This window comes from Streptomyces sp. JNUCC 64, assembly GCF_054484115.1.
On the sequence record NZ_CM137015.1, the window covers coordinates 5,635,942 to 5,653,958 of the forward strand.

Sequence of the window (18,017 nt, forward strand, 5' to 3'; positions counted from 1 at the left end):
CGTCGCCCTTGCCGCCGTCGTCCGTCGCCGTCCGGGTGGGCCGCGCTCCCGGTCAGTCGCGGTACCGGGGGTCCGGGGGCCGGACGCCCGGGCCCAGGTCGTCGGCGAGCCAGGTGTCGTACGACTTCTGCCAGCCGTCGCGGCGGTAGTCCACCAGGACCTGGTTGACCCGGCGCACCAGGTCGTCCGAACCCTTCTTCATCGCGATGCCGTAGTACTCCGTGGTGAACGGCTCGCCCTTCAGCTCGACCGTCGGGTCCTGGGCGGCCTGCCCGGCGGCGAGCGCGCTGTCGGTGACCACCGCGTCCACCTCGCCGAGCTGGAGCCGCACCAGACAGTCGAGCTGGTTGGGCACCGTCACCGAGACGTCGGCCCCGTAGTCGCGGGCCTTCAGCGCGGTCTCGGCGGTGGAGCCCGCCGCCGAGCACACCCGCTTGCCCCGCAGCGAGGTGTCGTAGCCGGTGATCGGGGAGTCCCGGGGGGCGAGGACCTGCTGGCCGGTGGTGAAGTAGGCGGTGGAGAAGTCGACCTCCGCCAGTCGCTCGCAGTTGATCGTCATGGTCCGCACGACCATGTCCACCTGCCCCTTCTTCAGGGCGGGTATGCGCTGGTTGGTGGGGATCGCGCGGAACTGGACGGTGCCGCCGGGCAGGATCGCCCGGGCGATGGCCTTCGCCAGGTCGATGTCGAAGCCCTCCAGCCGTCCGTCCTCGCGGTTGGGGTCGCGGTAGCCCCAGCGGTAGCTGTTCTGGTCCACGCCGATCACCAGCCGTCCCCGTTCGCGGATCGCGGAGACCGAGGGACCGTTCTCGGCGGCGGACGGCCGCAGGCTGGACGCCTGGGGGACGCACTCCTCCTCCGCCCGGACGGGCGCGCCCGCGCTGACCTCGGAGGCGCCCGCCGGGGCGGCCTTCCCGCCGCCGTGGGCCACCGGCAGCAGCACGAAGAGGGCGGTGAGGACACAGGCGACCGCCATGGCGGCGACTCCGCCCCAGCCCCGCAGGTGTACGCGTCGCGCTCGCATCGTCGCGTCCCCTCTCGACGGTCTCACCGGTACTCCGAAAGTCTGCGGCCGATGCCGAGCAGGGCGAGTGCCGCGCCGAGCACCGCGAGCACCGCCGCGCCGACGGCCAGGAGGTTCATGCCGCCCGGCGCGTCGCCGACCGCCGTGCGGAACTCGTCCTGTTCATGGGCGAGGGCCTTCTCCAGCGCCGCGTCGACCGTGTCGAAGCACTCGCCGGTGGGCTCGTCGCCCTTCGCGGTGCCGATGACCTTGTCGACGGCGCCCCGGTAGTCGCCCGCGTTGTCCCGCTCACGGGCGACCCCGTGCCGTTCCTGCCAGACCTTCATCGCCCGGGTGGCCCGGGCGACGGGGTCCCGGCCCGCGTCGTCGTCGGCCAGCTCGGCGGCCCGGGCGAGCAGGCCCGGCCGGTCGTCGGTGCCCGCGAGCAGGGCCATCTGCTCGTTGAAGGCGGCGTCGTACTTGTCGACGGGGGCGTCGTCCACGGTGATGGTCTCGGCGCCCCGGCTGACCAGGGTGAGGTTCTCGTTGCCCCGGGCCTTGAGGGAGGCGAGCCGGGCGTCGTGGAGGACGTTCAGGGAGCGCACCCCGTGCTCGTAGGAGTCGTCGAGGCCGGAGCGGGCGACGGTGTGGCCGACGGCCAGCCACAGCACCACGGCCGTCGAGGCGGCCGTGGCCGCGAGGAGTCCGTGGTTGAACACCCGGTGGGTGCGCAGGTAGTTGCGTCGCTGGGCCCAGCCGAGGGCGCCGAGGGCGACCGCGCCCAGCCCGAGGGCGGCCCAGGGGTAGGGGGTGGCGGCGTCGTAGTCGGCGCGCAGCCGGGCGTTCTCGTTCTTGTAGAGCTTCTCCGCCGCCGGAAGCATCTCCGTCTGCATGGTGTCGTTGGCGTACCGCAGATAGGCGCCGCCCAGCGGCAGGCCCTGGCGGTTGTTGGCGCGGGCCCGCTCCACCAGGCCGGTGTAGCGGGGCAGCAGCTTGTTCAGCTCGGCGATGGCGGTGGCGGAGGCGGAGCCCGGTTCGGCCCCGGCGGAGGCCCGGGCCAGCTTCTCGGAGGCGGTGGCGATGTCGTCGCGGTACCGCTTGATGACCTCGGCCGGTTCCTGACCGCCCGCCAGGAAGCCGCTGGACGCGGCGGTGTTGGCGTCGGCGAGGGAGCGGTACACGGCCGCCGCGTCGGAGGCGAGCGGCTGGCTGCGGTGCAGCACGTGGTCGGCGGCGGCGGCGCGGTCCGTCATCTGCCAGGTGGTGGCCGCGCCGAAGCCGACCACGAGCAGCGCGAGGACGGCGCCGATGACGCGCAGCCGTCCCGGCTCGGTGGTCGCGGCGGCGCGCAGCCGGTCCACGCCCTCGGCCCAGGCGGTGCGGCGGGGCGGGGGCGGGGGCGCGGCGAGGGGCCCGGGGACGCCCTGGGGCCGTCGGGTCTGCGCGGGGACGCCCGCTCCGGTCGTGGGCGTCCCGCCGGTGGGGACGGCGGAGGTGACGGGCAGTCCGCCGGTCGGCGGCGGCGTGGCGGGGACGGCGTTGCCGGTCCGGCGCGTGGCCTGGTTCGGCGGCTGCGTCATGCGGCCTCCCCCGTGGTCATCCGTCTCGTCCCCCCGCGCTGCCCGTTCGGTGCGGCCAGTATCACCGCAGGCACCCCCTCGCGCACCGGCATTGCCCGGATCTTGTGCCCCCTACGGTGAATACGCCCCTCACGGGTGTTCGGTTCCCGCTCGCACGGCCCGTACGCACGATCGAGTGAGCTTCGGGGCTCCCAGGTAACGGGGGAACGCGCTGGCCCCGGTCCCGTGCGCGGAGGTCCCCGGTCCCGTGCGCGACGGGACCGGGGACCGGAGGGCGGGGGCGTCAGGGCGCCGGGGTGCGGCTACGCGTACCGCTTCCGTAGCCGCTCCAGGGCGTCCGGCTCCGCGCCGACGTGGTCGAGCCCCAGCAGCGCCGCGCCCAGCACCGGGCGGGCCGTCACCACCTGGGGCACGGCCTTGGGGGCGAGTTCCGCGAGACGGGCGCGCACCCCCTCGTCCAGGCGCGGGTGCCGGGCCGCGAGGATGCCCCCGCCGAGCACCACGGGCGTCTCCTCGTCGAGGAGGTCCAGCCGCCGCAGCGCCACCACGGCCATGGCGACGACCTCGTCCGCGAGCCGGTCCACCAGGGAGCGGGCGACCGGGTCGCCGTCCTCGGCGGTGGCGAACAGCACCGGTGTCAGCTCATGGCGGCGGAGCAGCGGAAACTCCCCGAGGTGCAGGGCCTCGATCAGCGCGGGCATGGAGTCCAGCCCGAAGTGCGCGGGCAGGGTCCGGGCCAGTTCGGTGTCCGGGCCCCGGCCGTCGTCGGCGCGGGCCGCGTGCCACAGGGCCTCCTCCGCCATGCCCAGCCCGCCGCCCCAGTCCCCGGAGATCTTCCCGATCGCCGGGAACCGGGCGGTGCGCCCGTCGGGCCGCATCCCCACGCAGTTGATGCCCGCCCCGCAGACCACGGCCACCCCGCGCGGCTCGGAGACCCCGGCCCGCAGCAGGGCGAAGGTGTCGTTGCGCACGGTGACGTCGCCGGTCGCGCTCCAGCCACGCCGCCGCAGGGCCTCGGTGAGCCGGGCCTCCTCCACCGGGAGGTCGGCGTTGGCCAGGCACGCCGAGACGTGCACGACCTTGGCGACGCCCGCTTCGGCGAGGGCGGCGCGCACCGCGTCGGCCAGCGCGTCCACCGCCGTCTCGACGCCCACGACCGGCGGTTGGAACCCGCCGCCGCGGCCGGTCCCGACGACCCGGCCGTCGGCCAGGACCACCGCCACGTCGGTCTTGCTGTTGCCCGCGTCGACGGCGAGGACCGCGGCCCGGGCCGCCGCTCCGGGCCGTCCGCCGGGGGCGGAGTGGTTCACGCCCACGCGAGGTGCTCCCGGTTGTGCGCGATCAGTTCGTCGGTGAGCTTGTCGGCGTACGCGACCTGTCCGATCAGCGGGTGGGACAGCAGCGCGGTGAACACCCGGTCCCGGCCGCCGCGCAGCGCCGCGTCCAGGGCGAGGTCCTCGTACGCGGTGACGTTGGCGATCAGCCCCGCGTACAGCGGGTCCACGGCGGGCACGGCGAGCGGGCGCGGACCCTCGGGGCCGACCGCGGCCTGCACCTCGATCACCGCGTCGTCCGGAAGGAACGGCAGGGTGCCCCCGTTGCGGGTGTTGACCACCTGGTGGGGGCTGCCGCCCCCGCCGAGCAGCGCGGACGCCAGGTCCACGGCCGCCTCGGAGTAGAAGGCGCCGCCGCGCTTGGCGAGCAGCTCCGGCTTCTCGTCCAGGGTCGGGTCCCCGTACATCTCCAGCAGTTCCCGTTCCATCGCGGCGACCTCGGCGGCCCGCGACGGCTTGGTCCGCAGTTCCTCGACGACCTCGTCGTGGGCGTAGAAGTAGCGCAGGTAGTACGAGGGCACCACGCCGAGCCGGTCGAGCAGGGAGCGCGGCAGGCTGAGCGAGGAGGCGATGGTGTCGCCGTGCTCCGCGAGCAGCTTGGGCAGCACGTCCTCGCCGTCGGGGCCGCCGATCCGGACCGCGGTCTCCCAGGTGAGGTGGTTGAGCCCCACGTGGTCCAGATGGATCCGGGACGGGTCGACGCCCAGGTGCCCGGCGAACCGCCGCTGGAAGCCGATGGCCACGTTGCAGAGGCCGACGGCCTTGTGCCCGGCGTTCAGCAGGGCGCGGGTGACGATGCCGACCGGGTTGGTGAAGTCGATGATCCAGGCGTCCGGGTTGGCGCGCCGGACGCGTTCGGCGATGTCGAGGACCACCGGCACGGTGCGCAGCGCCTTGGCGAGGCCGCCCGCGCCGGTGGTCTCCTGACCGACGCAGCCGCAGCTCAGCGGCCAGGTCTCGTCGTTGTTGCGGGCGGCCTGGCCGCCCACGCGCAGTTGCAGCAGGACCGCGTCGGCACCGGCGACGGCCGCGTCCAGGTCCCCGGTGGTGGTGATGGTGCCCGGGTGGCCCTGCTTGGCGAAGATGCGCCGGGCCAGTCCGCCGACCAGTTCCAGACGGTCGGCGGCCGGGTCGACGAGGACGAGTTCCGTGATCGGGAGGGTGTCCCGCAGGCGCGCGAATCCGTCGATCAGTTCGGGGGTGTAGGTCGAACCTCCGCCGACCACGGTCAGTTTCATCAGTAGTACTAGCCCTTCACTCCAGTGAGCGTGACACCCTCGACGAACGCCTTCTGGGCGAAGAAGAAGACGAGGATGACCGGTGCCATGACCAGCACGGTGGCGGCCATGGTCAGATTCCAATTGGTGTGGTGTGCGCCCTTGAACGACTCCAGTCCGTAACTGAGCGTCCAGGCCGCGGGGTTGTCGGACGCGTAGATCTGCGGTCCGAAGTAGTCGTTCCAGGCGTAGAAGAACTGGAACAGGGCCACCGCCGCGATGCCCGGCCTGGCCATCGGCAGCACGACCCTCAGCAGGGTGCGGACCTCGCCGCAGCCGTCCACCCGCGCCGCGTCCAGGTACTCGTCCGGGATGGTCAGCAGGAACTGCCGCAGCAGGAAGATCGAGAACGCGTCGCCGAAGGCCATCGGGATGATCAGCGGCCAGAGCGTCCCCGAGAGGTCCATCTGCTGCGCCCAGAACAGGTACATCGGGATGATCACGACCTGGGGCGGCAGCATCATCATCGAGATGACCAGCATCAGGGACAGCTTGCGGCCCCGGAAGCGGAACTTGGCGAGCGCGTACGCCACCGGGATCGAGGAGACCACCGACAGCACGGTCCCGAGCCCCGCGTAGAGCAGGGTGTTGCGCCACCAGGTGAGGAACCCGGGGGTGTCCCACACGGTGAGGTAGTTGCCGAACTCCCAGTCCCTCGGCCACAGGTCGCGGGTGAGCGCCTGCTGGTCGCTCATCAGCGAGGTCAGCACCACGAAGACGAACGGCAGCAGGAAGAACAGGGCGGCGGCCACGCCCAGCGAGTGCACGGCGATCCAGTGCAGGACCGCCCGTCGTCGAGCGGTGCGCCGGGCGGCGGGGTCGGGTCCGCCCGTTGCGGGGCGCGCGGCGGGGGCCGGTCGCGCCGGGGCGCTCTTCTCGGTCAGTCGGTTCACGGGTCAGTCACCCACCCCGATCAGGCCGCCTCGGCGTCGCATCAGCAGCGCGGTGCACGCCATGGCGAGGACGAACAGGACGAGCGCCCCGGCACAGGCGGTGCCGTAGTCGAAGCGCTGGAAGCCGACGTTGTAGACGAGCTGCGGCAGCGTGAGGGTGGAACCCTCGGGGTAGCCCGGCTCGAAGGGCTGGCCGGAGCCGCCCATCCGTCCGGAGGCGACCTTCGCGGCGACGATCGGCTGGGTGTAGTACTGCATGGCCGAGATGACCCCGGTCACCACCGCGAACAGGATGATCGGGGAGATGTTGGGCAGGGTGACGAACCGGAACCGCTGGAAGGCGGAGGCCCCGTCCAGCTCGGCGGCCTCGTACTGCTCCTTCGGGACGTCGAGCAGCGCGGCCATGAAGATGACCATGAGGTCGCCGACGCCCCACACGGCGAGGACGGTGAGCGCGGGCTTGGACCAGTCCGCGTCGTTGAACCAGCTCGGCGCGTCGACGCCGACCGTCTCCAGCAGCGAGTTGACGGGGCCGGTGCCCGGGTTGAGCAGGAACACGAAGGCCAGCGTCGCGGCGACCGGCGGTGCCAGGTAGGGCAGGTAGAACAGGGTCCGGAAGACCCCGGTGCCCGTCTTGATCTTGGTGATCAGCAGTCCCACGCCGAGCCCGAAGGCGACCCGGCAGGTCACCATCACCACGACCAGCCAGAGCGTGTTCTGCATCGCGGGCCAGAACTTCGGGAAGTCGTTGAAGAGGTACGACCAGTTCTCCAGCCCGTTCCAGGTGGGCGGTTCGAAGCCGTCGTACCGCATGAACGAGAAGTAGACCGTCGCCACGAGCGGGTACGCGAAGAAGACGCCGAACCCGATCAGCCAGGGCGAGAGGAAGGCCAGCGTACGAAGCGCCGACCGGCGGCGCCTCGTACGTGACGTGTTCGCGGTGGACATGCTTACCGCGCGGCCTTCGCGAGGTCCGTGTCGATCTGCCGGGCGGCCTCCTCCAGGCCGGCCTGGAGGTCCTTCACCTTGCCGGACTCGTAGCGGTAGCCGAGGTCCTGGAGGGTGTTCTGGTAGCCGATGCCGTCCACCGCGCCGGGCGAGGTGGAGGACTCGGGGTGCTTGGCGATGTCCAGGAAGGTCTTGAAGCGCGGGTCCAGCTTCAGGTCGGGGGAGTCCAGCGCGGCCAGCGTGGAGGGGACGTTCTTGATCCCGTTCGCGAACTGCACCACCGCGTCGGTGTCGGTGGTCATGTACTTCATCAGTTCCCAGGCCGCGTTCTTCTTCTGGCTGCGCGGGGCGATGCCCATGATCGTCCCGGAGAGGTAGCCCTTGCCGTACTCGTCGGCCTCGTCGTCCGCGACGGGCAGCGGCGCCACCCCGATCTCGAAGTCCACGTCGGCCGCCTCGGCCATCCCCAGCCGCCACTCGCCGTCCAGCTGCATGGAGACCTGGCCCAGGTGGAAGGGGTGCTCGGCGGCCCACTCGTCACCGAAGGTGGTGCGGTACTTCTCCAGCTTCTCGAAGCCGCCCAGTTCGTCGACCATCTTCTTCTGGAAGGCGTACATCTCCTTGAAACCGGGGTCCTTGGCGACGTTGGACTTGCCGTCCGCGTCGAAGTACTGGTGGTCCCACTGGGACATGTAGTGCGAGACGACCGTCTCGTAGCCGTGGTAGTTCGGCATGAAGCCCAGGGTCTCGTAGCCGCCGCCCTTGGTCTTCGTCAGCTTCTTGGCGACGTCGAGGAACTCGCTCCAGGTCTTCGGCGGCGCCTCGATCCCGTGCTTCTTGAACTCGTCCTTGTTGTAGTACAGCCCGTACGCGTCCGACAGCAGCGGCAGCGCGCAGCGCTCGCCCTCGAACTCGGTGTACTCCAGCAGCACCTTGGAGAACGTCTTCTCCAGGTCGATGCCGTCCTTCTCGATGAACGGTTCCAGGTTCTCGAAGGCCCCCGAGGAACAGAACTTGCCCACGTTCGCGGTGGTGAACGAGGAGACCACGTCCGGCCCCTTGGAACCGCCCGCCCGCAGCGCCTGGTTGAGCTTGTCGTCGTTGATCCCGCCGACCACCTTCACCTTGATGTTCGGGTGCGCCTTCTCGAAGCGGTCGATGTTGTCCTCGATCGCCTTCACTTCCGAGGGGGCGGTCCAGCCGTGCCAGAAGGTGATCGTCGTGTTCTTGGACGCGTCGTCGTCGGCACCGGTCGAGGACTGGCCGGTGCAGGCCGTGGCGAACAGGGCTATCGACGTGGCGGCGGCGACGGCGGTCGCCGTACCGCGACGGAATCCGGGCATGACGGTGTCTCCCTTGAGCGGGTCGGGGCAAACGAGTGGGGTGTTGCGCCGTACACGTGCTGTGCGGAAGTGCGGAGGTGCGGGGTGCTGGGGCCGTTCGTGTGCGGTGGTTCCCGTTCTGTCGGTTCTGCTCGTTCTCGTGGTGCCAGTGGTGCGAGTGGTGCTCTTGGTGCTGGTGGTGCGTGCGCCATCAGGGGTGCTGGTGGTGCGTGGGGTGGTGCGGGGTACCGCACGGCCCGGGACGCTTGTGGCGCCCGGGCCGTGCGGCGGGTCGGGGATCACCCGGGGTGGTGCGGTGGTACCCGGTGTTGTGGCCGGATCCCGTGGGGGTCTCAGGGGGCGCGCGAGGTGTCGAAGACCTCGTCGCGGGTGGCGGCGAGCGCGCTCTCCAGCGCGCCGCGCAGTACGGGGTGGCCGGACACCTCGCCGACGACCAGCTTCGGCCGGGGCGCGGCCAGGTCCTCCAGCTCGGACTGGACCAGCGAGCGCAGCGCCTCGCCGCCCGCGGTGAGTACCGAGCCGCTGAGCACGATCAGCTGGGGGTCCAGCACGGACACCAGGGAGGCCAGCCCGGTCGCCAGCCCGGTGGCGTAGGTCCGCAGCAGTTCCTGGTAGGGGCCGCCGCTCAGACCCTGGTGGCGGGAGGGCTCGGGGTCCGCGAGGTGCCCGGCCGCCCGGGCGACCAGCGCGGCGGCGACCTCCGGATGGGTGCCCCGGGGGATCGGGGTGATCCCGAGCGAGCGGGCCAGCCGCGCCACCACCTGGGCGCCCGCCAGCTCCTGGTAGCCGCCGCTGTTGTTCCGCGTCACCTGGCGGATCAGGGGCGCGCCCGGCACCGGGAGGAACCCGACCTCGCCCGCGCCGCCGGTCCGGCCGCGGTGCAGCCGTCCGCCGATCACCAGGGCGGCGCCGATGCCGTCCTCGTTCCACAGCAGGACGAAGTCCTCGTGGCCACGGGCCGCGCCGAGCCGCTGTTCCGCGAGGGCCACCAGGTTGACGTCGTTCTCGTACCCGATGGGCATCGACAGCGCGGCGGCGAGGTCGTCGAGGAGGGCGGGGGCGTGCCAGCCCGGCAGGTGGGAGGCGTAGCGCAGCCGACCGGTGGTGGGGTCGAACGCGCCCGGGGTGCCGATGACCAGCCGGTGGACGTCCGTCCGGGCGAGCCCGGCGTCGGCAGCCGCCCCGTCCAGGGCCTCGGTGACCAGGTCGACCACCGGCCGGGTGGTGCGGCGGCCGGGGGTGGGCAGGGCGTACTCGCCGACGGTGCGGCCGGTGATGTCGGCGACCGCGGCGCGGATGCCCTCGGGGCGGACGTCCAGCCCGGCGGCGTGCGCGGCGGTCGGGTTGACCGCGTAGAGCTGGGCGTTCGGACCGGGGCGGCCCTCGGTGGTGCCGGTGGCCCGGACCAGTCCGGCCGCCTCCAGCCGGGCCAGCAACTGGGACGCGGTGGGCTTGGAGAGCCCGGTGAGCGCGCCGATCCGGGTGCGGGACAGGGGCCCCTGGGCCAGCAGCAGGTCCAGCGCCGCCCGGTCGTTCATGGCGCGCAGGACCCGGGGGGTGCCGGGGGTGCCGCTCTGGCCCTGGGGGGTGGCGGGGCCGGTGGGGGCACCAGTGCCGCTGGGGCCGCCAGGGCTGCCGGGGCTGCTGGGACCGGTGCGGCTGCCAGGACCGCTGGGGCTGGCATGGCTGCCGGAGCCGGAGCCGGAGCCGGCGGTGGAGGCGGCGGGGGTGCCCGTGGCTTCGGAGGGGCCGTGGTGCCCGGTGGGGCCCGTCTCGCTCATCGTCCGATCACCCGCCCTCCCTCGGTGGCACTCTGCCCGTCGAGCACTGTTAGGAAACTTTCCTATCTGACCCGGGAAGGTAGGGGCAGCGCGGTGCCACCGTCAATGGATCGGACGTCCGGCGCTACCAAGTCGTTATCCGGGCGCCCCGTTCCGGGCCCGTTCCGAGCCCGTTCCCAACCGGTCTCCGCGTCCGTTCCGACCCCGTTCGGAACGGTCCCGCCGTCCGTCCCGTCGTCCGTTCCGCCGTCTCCCGGCCCGTCCCGTCCGGGGGGCCGCTTGACCCTCAGGCCGCTCGAAGGGCCAGGGTGAGCAGGGTGAACGACACGGACAGCGACATCCAAGGAACCCCCGCCCCCGACGGTCCCGGCGGAGCCGACGGCCTCGCGGCCCCCGACGGCCCCGGCGGAGCCCCCGCCCCCGGGGCGACGGCGCGGCCCGGCGACACCCTCATGGGCATCGGGGCGTTCGGGCGGCTGGTCGGCCTCGCCCCCAGCGCCCTCCGCTTCTACGACGACGGCGGCATCCTGCGCCCCGCCCGGGTGGACCCGGAGACCGGCTACCGCTCCTACGCCCCGGACCAGACCGACCGCGCCCTGCGGATCGTCCGGCTCCGCGCCGCCGGACTGCCCCTCGCCGACGTGCCCACCGTCCTCGACGGGCCGCCCGGCCAGGCCCGGATCCTCCTGGAGGACCACGCCCGCCGCACCGGGGCGGAGGCCGACGCGGCCCGCGCCGCCGTCCGGGACCTGCTGCGGGAGCTGCCCGCCCCCACCGCCGGGGCGCGCCTCGGGGGAGCGGAGCTGTCCCGGGCCCTGCGCCAGGTGGTGACCGCGACGGCGACCGGCGACGCCCGCGCCGCGCACCCCGTGCTCGGCCGGGTCCGGATCGAACTCGACCACGGGGAGGTCCGGGCGGTCGCCACCGACAGCTACCGGCTCGCCGCCCGCACCCTGCGGGCCGACGACGTCCGGGGCGGCCCGCGCGGCTTCCTGGTCGAGGCGGAGGAGGCCCGCGCGCTCGCCGGATGGGCGCTGCCGCTGGCGGAGGTCGTCGTCGAGGCCGACGAGGACGGGGCGCGGCTGCGCGGCCCCGACGGGGTCCGGGAGGTGCGTCGCGCCCCCGGGGAGTTCCCCGACTGGCGGGCGGTGCTCACCGGTCTCGGCCCGGTGCGGCACCGGGTGGTGGCGGACCGGACCGCGCTGGCCGCCGCGCTGACGGCGGTGGAGGGCGAGTGCACCGTCCTGACCACCGACGGCGGGGCGCTCGCGGTGGACGGACGGCCGGTGCCCCGGGTGCTGTGCCCGGGTGAGCCGGTGCGGATCGCCTTCGACCCGGGGCGGCTGCTGGCGTCGGTCGACGCGGCCGTCGGTCCGGACGTGCTGCTGGAGATCCGCTCCCCGGACACCCCGGTCGTGGTGCGCTCCGCCGACCAGGGCAGCTTCACCACCCTGGTGATGCCGGTCGCGGACGCCTCCGCCCCGGTCTGACGGCACTCCGGCCGACGACGGCCCCGGACTGACGGCGTCCCGGTCGACAACACCCGGGCCGACAACACCCGGGCCGACGGAGCCCGGGGCGGCGGAGCCCGGGGGCGGTCGGGAGCCGCCGGGCGGCCGGGAGGGGGGAAGGCTACTGCTTCGTGAGGTTCGGCCCGGGCGGTATCGGGGCGGTCGCCATCGACTGCGGCGAGGCGGCGTTGCCGTAGGCGGACGGCGCCGCCATGCCCGCCGTCGGGTCGGCCGCGGCGGCCTCCCCGTCCTGCTGGAGGGGGAGCCCGCCGACGAGCTGGATGCCCGCCGCGTCGAACGCCCGCTTGATCCGCCAGCGCAGCTCCCGCTCGACGCCGAGGGACTTGCCGGGCATCGTCTTCGCGGACATCCGGATCACCATCTGGTCCAGCAGCACGCTGTCCAGGCCCAGGATCTCGATGGGGCCCCACAGCGTCTCGTTCCAGGGCTCGTCCTTGGCCATCCGCTCGCCGACCTCGGTGAGCGTGGCGCGGACCCGGTCCAGGTCCTCGCTGGGCCGCACGGTGACGTCCACCCCGGCCGTCGACCAGCCCTGCGAGAGGTTGCCGACCCGCTTGACCTCGCCGTTGCGGACGTACCAGATCTCGCCGTTGTCGCCGCGCAGCTTGGTGACCCGCAGCCCCACCTCGATGACCTCGCCGGAGGCCACGCCCGCGTCGATGGAGTCACCGACGCCGTACTGGTCCTCCAGGATCATGAAGACGCCGGACAGGAAGTCCGTGACGAGGTTGCGCGCGCCGAAGCCGATCGCGACGCCCGCGACACCGGCCGAGGCCAGCAGCGGCGCCAGGTCGATCTGGAACGTCGACAGGATCATCAGTCCGGCGGTGCCCAGGATCAGGAACGACGCCACCGAGCGCAGCACCGAGCCGATCGCCTGCGACCGCTGGCGGCGGCGCTCGATGTTCACCAGCAGCCCGCCGAGGGCGGTGCCGTCGACGGCCTGCGCGGTCCGGTTCATCCGGTCTATCAGCTTGGTGATGGTCCGGCGGATCACCACCCGCAGCACCAGGGCGATGGTCAGGACCAGCAGCACCCGCAGACCGATGCTCAGCCAGGTCGACCAGTTCTGCTCGACCCAGCTCGCGGCGTTGGTCGCCGTCTCGTGGGCGCCCTCCAGGGTGACGGGACCCGGGTCGGTGCCGTTGGTCGACAGGACCGACGAGGCGGACAGGAACACGGGGGTACCTCCAGGCGTAGCGGCCTGCCCGGCTGGGGAGAGGCGGGCGGGGCGGCCCGCCGGAATCGGGCAGACACACCACACTAACGGGGCATCGCCGACCCGACAGTGGCCCACGCCACGCGCACCGGGGCACCCACCGGGCCCGCCGGGCGCCCCGGGAGGGGGCCGGGCCCGTCGGCCGGACGGTTCCCCGTCCGGGGCGCGCGGGGTCCCGGGAAGGGGATCGCCGCCGCTCCCCGGACGGGCCCGCGGCAGGTGCCCGGGGCGCCCGGCGGAACCGTGGCCTCCGCCGTCACCCCCGGTCCGGGCCCTGTCGCCGGGCCCCGCCGCCCCCGTTCCCCCGTCGCCGCGCCTCCCGTCCCCCGGCCCCGGTCCGCCGCCGGAGCCGCTCGCGCCCGTCCCGTACGCCCGCGCCGTCCCGGCCCCTACCGGACGGCCGGGGCGGGGGGAACGTGAGAAGAAACTCCCCCACCCCGTTACCGGGAGGTGGTGGCGCGCCGAGCGGACGAGAGGGGAGACTGAACGAGATCGTCCCGGCGCGAGCCACGCGCCGCCGACGCACAAGGAGGCAGTCCGTGCCGCACGTCCTGGTCCTCAACGCGTCGTACGAGCCCCTCGGCGTCGTACCGCTCCGACGCGCGCTCGTCCTCGTCCTGGAGAACAAGGCCGTCTGTCTCGAGGAGTCCGGCGCCTTCCTCCACAGCGCGACGGTCACCGTCCCGGCCCCCAGCGTGGTCCGGCTCAAGCGCTTCGTACGGGTCCCCTACCGGGGGCCCGTTCCCCTCACCCGGCGGGCCCTGTTCGCCCGGGACGGCGGACGGTGCATGTACTGCGGCAGCGTCGCGACCAGCGTGGACCACGTGATCCCGCGCAGCCGGGGCGGTCGGCACGCCTGGGACAACGTCGTCGCCTCCTGCCGCCGCTGCAACCACGTCAAGGCGGACCGCCATCTGGTGGAGATCGGCTGGCGGCTGCGGCACGAGCCCGCCCCGCCGACCGGGCTCGCCTGGCGGATCATCGGCACCGGTCACCGCGACCCGCGCTGGCTGCCCTACCTCCGGCCCTACGGCGCGGACGACGCGCTGGCCCGGATCGACGGGGTCTCCGCCTGACGCCCCCGGCCGCACGGCCCCCCGGTCTCACGGGGACCTCACCGGGTCTCACGGCCCCCGGTCTCACGGGGACCTCACCGGGTCTCACGGCCCCCGGTCTCACGGCCCCTGGTCTCATGGGCCTCACCGGTCTCATGGGCCTCACTGGGAACTACCGAGGGCCACCGGTGCCACCAGCCCCATCCGGAAGCCTGACGCCGCCAGCCCGCCAGCCCGCCAGCCCGCCAGCCCGCCAGCCCGCCAGCCCGCCAGCCCGCCAGCCCGCCAGCCCGCCAGCCCGCCAGCCCGCCAGCCCGCCAGCCCGCCAGCCCGCCAGCCCGCCAGCCCGCCAGCCCGCCAGCCCGCCAGCCCGCCAGCCCGCCAGCCCGCCAGCCCGCCAGCCCGCCAGCCCGCCAGCCCGCCAGCCCGCCAGCCCGCCAGCCCGCGTCGGCCCGCCAGCCCGTGTCGGCCGGAGACGGCCGAGTGCCGCCGACGCCCCCGGCCCGCCCAGGCCGACGGGGCCCAGCCGATGGCGTCCAAGGCCGGGGTGCACCGGCCTGGACGCCACCGGCCGGGTCCAGCGCCCGCCGCGCCCCGTCGCCGCTCAGCGTCCGGTGATCGCGTACGCCTCCACCGACCACAGCGAGTAGCCGAACCGGGTGGCCCGGCGGTCGCCCTGGACCCGGACGTGCCGGACGTCGAGGGCGTCCATCCGGACCGCCTCGCGGCCCCCGCGCCCGTCCGCGACGGTGGCCACCGTCCGCCAGTCGCGGCCGTCCGACGACACCTGGATCCGGTACCGGGCGGCGTGCGCCTCCCAGCGCAGCACCACCTGCCCCAGCCGCACCGGCCGGGGCAGCTCCACCGACCACCAGGAGTCGTCCTCGGCGGGCGAGGACCAGCGGGTGGCCGGGTCGCCGTCCACCGCCGACGCCGCCGGGAAGGCCGGGGTCTCGTCCGCCGAGGACCCGGCCCGCGCCCCGCGCGCCAGATCGGGGCCGCCGATCTCCGGGAAGGCCCGCACGGTCAGCACCCGCGTCACGCCGCCGAACGTCACCGCCACGTCGTAGGTGCCCGACGGAGTGCCCTTCGGCGCCTCCACCGTGAGCGGCACCTCCAGCGTGGTGCCGCGCGGCACCACGACCCGCTTCGGGAGCCGGACCTCCAGCCCCTTCGGCGCCCGCACCCGCACCTCGCCGCGCACCGCCACGGGCCGCCGGGCGGTGAGCCGGACCGTCACCTTCCGGGGGTCGCCGCCGACCGCCACGTCCGTCTCGGTGCGGGCCAGCGAGAAGGCGGCGGCCGGAGCGTCCGCGAACCAGGGGACCAGATGCCGCACCCGGGACGGCTCCGGCCCGCTCACCCGCACCCCCTCCACCACCAGGTCATTGGTGCTCAGCTCGGTCCAGCCGTCCGCCGCCAGTTCGCCCAGGCGCCGCCAGCCCCCGCCGGGCACCAGCGCCTCCACCGTCCCGGTGGTGCCGGGCTCGGTCAGCGCGGTCACCGCCAGCACCGGACGGGACCGGTCGAGGGCCACCGTCCGGCCGTCGCCGGAACCGGTCGGCTCCGGTTCGGTCGCCGCGCCCGACCAGGTGTCGAACGCGGTCCTGGCCCGCTTCAGGAAGGGGTCCAGGACCCCGTCGCCGACCGTGACCCGGGCCGCCCGCAGTTCCTTCGTCCGCCGGTCCAGATCGCGGGCCAGCCGCCACGCCGTCGGACCGTCGCCCCGGTCCTGGGCGGCCAGCAGGTCCAGGGCCGCCACGCCGGCCGTGCCGTACCGGGCGAGCTGGTCGGCCCACGGCCGGGTCTCCCCGTACAGTTCGGTGCCCGCCAGGTCCCGGGGCACCTCCGCGAGCTGCCGGAACGCGTCCCGCAGCCGCCGCTCGGCGGCCGTCCGCTCCTTGGTATCCGCGTCCTTCGCGCCCTTGGCGTCCCCCGGGGCTCCGGTGTTCCGCGTGGCCCGGAACTCCTTGACGAGGGGCCGCAGATACGCGGACTCCTCGGCGCCCAGCACCGAGGACGCGTCGTGCGCGGCGAGCGCGGTCACCGCCGCCCGGGTCCGCTCCGAGGTGCCCTCGGCGACCGCGTCGATCGCCGCCCGCCAGGACTCGCCGGGCCGGTAGGCGCGCGGGTTCCAGGCGAAGTCGGCGGCCGTGAACAGCGGGATGCGGGACGCCACCGGCTGCTGCATCGCGTTGCTCAGCACCGCCGCCGAACGTCCCGCGACGGCCGGGGCCCGCCCCATCGCGGGGCCCAGGAAGATCCGGTCCCGGGCGAAGTCGTTGACCGGGTAGTTGTCCATGGTGACCACCGGACGGCCGAACGCCGAACGGGCCCGGGTCAGTTCGGCGCCGGTGATGGTGCGCGGCACCACCCCGACCCCGGTCCACGCCACCTCGACCGGCGCCCCGGCGGTCGCCGAGGCGTCCAGGCCCGCCGCCAGTTCCCGGCGGTAGGGCGTCGGCCCGTCCTGGTAGTACTCGGTCGGCATCACCGACAGCGGCGCCGCGCCCGGATGGCGCTGGGCGAGGTGCCGGGCGACCGCGCTCGCCACCCGGGCGTGCGCCCGTGCGGCGGCCTCGGCGCCCGAACCGAACACCTCGGCGTCCCGGGGGCAGTGCCACTCGCTGTAGCTGACGTCCTGGAACTGGAGCTGGAACGCCCGGAAGCCCAGCGCCCACATGGCGTCCAGCTTCCGGTTCAGCGCGGCGACGTCCGCGTCCGAGGACATGCACATGGCCTGGCCCGGGGCGACCGCCCAGCCCAGGGTGACGTGTCCGCGCCGGGCCCGTTCGGCCAGCTCCCGGAAGTCGTCGCGGGCCGCCGCCGGATAGGGCTCCCGCCAGCGGGCCTGCCGGTAGAGGTCGTCGCCGGGCGCGTAGAGGTAGCGGTTCTGCTTGGTGCGGCTGAGGAAGTCCAGCTGCGCCAGCCGCTGCGGATGGCTCCACGGGGTGCCGTAGAAGCCCTCGGCCATGCCCCGCACGGCCGTTCCGGGCCAGTCCCGGACGACCGCCCCGGCGATCCGGCCCCCGTCGGCGAGCTGACGCAGCGTCTGCACGGCGTGGAACAGCCCGGCCTCCCCGGTGCCCGCGAGGGCGACCGTGTCCCGGCCCGCCGTCCGGCCCACCGCCAGCCGGTACCCCCCGGTGGGCATGTCGGCCTTGGCGGCCGCGCCGAGCGCCCGCAGCGCGGCGTCCAGCCGGGCGCCGTCCCGGGCCCGGGACGACGGGTCGCCGTCGCGGGACCCCGCCGCCGGACCGCCGGTGTCCCCGGCGTCGCCGGTGTCCGGCCCGGCGCGCACCACCAGCCGGTCGCCGCCGGGCAGCCGGTCGGTGCCGGAGAACCGGGTCACCCGCCGGGCGCCCGCCTCCCGCAGCAGCGCCTCCAGCGCCGTCAACGCCCGCTCGTCGGCGCCCTCGCCGACCGCCAGCAGCACCTCGTCGGTGACCCGGACCGGCTTGCCGTCGGTCCGCGCCTGCTGGGGGCGCGGCCACACGGCGGGCGACGGGCCCGGGTCCCGGCGCGCCTCGCCCGGATCGGGGGCGGAGGCGTCGGAGACCCCCGGTACGGGCGCCTTGGCGGCCATCCCGTCGGCACCCGGGACGGTGCCGGGCTGCCCCGGTACGGCGGAGCCCGGGGTGCCCGGACCGGTGGCCGCGCCGGGCGGCGGCGCCGTCTGCTCGGCGGCGCCCACGGCGGTGGGGCCGCCCGGGGCCGCCACCGGCCCCAGTGCGCTGGGGCCGCCGCCGAGCGCGCCCGCCATGAGGGCCGCGGCGACGGCTCCCGCCTTCGTCCTGCGCTTCGTCACGGCACTCGCCTCTTCCGCCCCGCCCCCGGACCGCCGTTGGCCCGAACGTGACGGGAGCCCACCACCCGGTGGGGGAACATGTCAACGTCTCTGGGCGTTGTGCCGGAATTGCCCGGACGGGTGAGCTTCCGAGGCACATTGACGCACCGTCCGTCACAGTGGCCCTGTGAGCATCCCGCGCCCCTCGTCGGCACCGTCACCGAGCCTTCCGGGCCGGGGCTCCCGGCCCGGACTCCCGGCCGGA

At 74.6% G+C, this 18,017-nt stretch carries 12 protein-coding genes; 2 read left to right on the forward strand and 10 right to left on the reverse strand.

Features of this window, described 5'->3' with window-relative positions:
- Positions 1 to 52: 52 nt before the first annotated feature.
- The 8 genes from ACVWNX_RS23380 to ACVWNX_RS23415 form a co-directional block, all read right to left on the reverse strand.
- Positions 53 to 1,024 carry a glutamate ABC transporter substrate-binding protein gene (locus ACVWNX_RS23380; RefSeq protein ID WP_454409634.1) on the reverse strand — a complete coding sequence of 324 codons (972 nt, stop codon included), beginning with the start codon at positions 1,022 to 1,024 and terminating at the stop codon, positions 53 to 55.
- Positions 1,025 to 1,047: 23 nt separating this feature from the next.
- Complete coding sequence (locus tag ACVWNX_RS23385; RefSeq protein ID WP_454409636.1) at positions 1,048 to 2,583, reverse strand: hypothetical protein; 1,536 nt, start codon at positions 2,581 to 2,583, stop codon at positions 1,048 to 1,050.
- Between the two features lie 302 nt (positions 2,584 to 2,885).
- Entirely contained in the window at positions 2,886 to 3,899 is a 1,014-nt protein-coding gene (locus ACVWNX_RS23390) for an N-acetylglucosamine kinase (RefSeq protein WP_454409638.1), read from the reverse strand.
- On the reverse strand, positions 3,890 to 5,155 hold the full coding sequence (locus ACVWNX_RS23395) for a 6-phospho-beta-glucosidase (RefSeq protein ID WP_454409640.1): 1,266 nt from the start codon (positions 5,153 to 5,155) through the stop codon (positions 3,890 to 3,892). Before ACVWNX_RS23395 ends, ACVWNX_RS23390 begins: the two co-directional genes overlap by 10 nt.
- An 8-nt stretch (positions 5,156 to 5,163) precedes the next feature.
- Entirely contained in the window at positions 5,164 to 6,078 is a 915-nt protein-coding gene (locus ACVWNX_RS23400) for a carbohydrate ABC transporter permease (protein ID WP_454414901.1), read from the reverse strand.
- 12 nt (positions 6,079 to 6,090) lie between these two features.
- Entirely contained in the window at positions 6,091 to 7,035 is a 945-nt protein-coding gene (locus ACVWNX_RS23405) for a carbohydrate ABC transporter permease (RefSeq protein WP_454409641.1), read from the reverse strand.
- 2 nt (positions 7,036 to 7,037) lie between these two features.
- Positions 7,038 to 8,378, reverse strand: a complete 1,341-nt coding sequence (locus tag ACVWNX_RS23410) for an ABC transporter substrate-binding protein (protein WP_454409643.1) — start codon at positions 8,376 to 8,378, stop codon at positions 7,038 to 7,040.
- A 332-nt stretch (positions 8,379 to 8,710) separates the two neighbouring features.
- A complete protein-coding gene (locus tag ACVWNX_RS23415) occupies positions 8,711 to 9,916 on the reverse strand; it encodes an ROK family transcriptional regulator (protein ID WP_454414902.1) in 1,206 nt (401 codons plus the stop codon).
- A 560-nt stretch (positions 9,917 to 10,476) separates the two neighbouring features.
- On the opposite strand from ACVWNX_RS23415, the gene ACVWNX_RS23420 reads away from it, so the two are divergent.
- Positions 10,477 to 11,649, forward strand: a complete 1,173-nt coding sequence (locus ACVWNX_RS23420) for a MerR family transcriptional regulator (protein WP_454409645.1) — start codon at positions 10,477 to 10,479, stop codon at positions 11,647 to 11,649.
- 142 nt (positions 11,650 to 11,791) lie between these two features.
- Here ACVWNX_RS23420 and ACVWNX_RS23425 read toward each other — a convergent pair whose 3' ends face one another.
- Positions 11,792 to 12,871, reverse strand: a complete 1,080-nt coding sequence (locus tag ACVWNX_RS23425; RefSeq protein ID WP_454409647.1) for a mechanosensitive ion channel family protein — start codon at positions 12,869 to 12,871, stop codon at positions 11,792 to 11,794.
- A 578-nt stretch (positions 12,872 to 13,449) separates the two neighbouring features.
- Here ACVWNX_RS23425 and ACVWNX_RS23430 point away from each other — a divergent pair.
- Complete coding sequence (locus ACVWNX_RS23430) at positions 13,450 to 13,986, forward strand: HNH endonuclease (RefSeq protein WP_454409648.1); 537 nt, start codon at positions 13,450 to 13,452, stop codon at positions 13,984 to 13,986.
- Positions 13,987 to 14,569: 583 nt separating this feature from the next.
- Here the strand turns inward: ACVWNX_RS23430 and ACVWNX_RS23435 are convergent.
- A complete protein-coding gene (locus ACVWNX_RS23435; RefSeq protein WP_454414903.1) occupies positions 14,570 to 17,551 on the reverse strand; it encodes a beta-N-acetylglucosaminidase domain-containing protein in 2,982 nt (993 codons plus the stop codon).
- Positions 17,552 to 18,017: the final 466 nt, after the last annotated feature.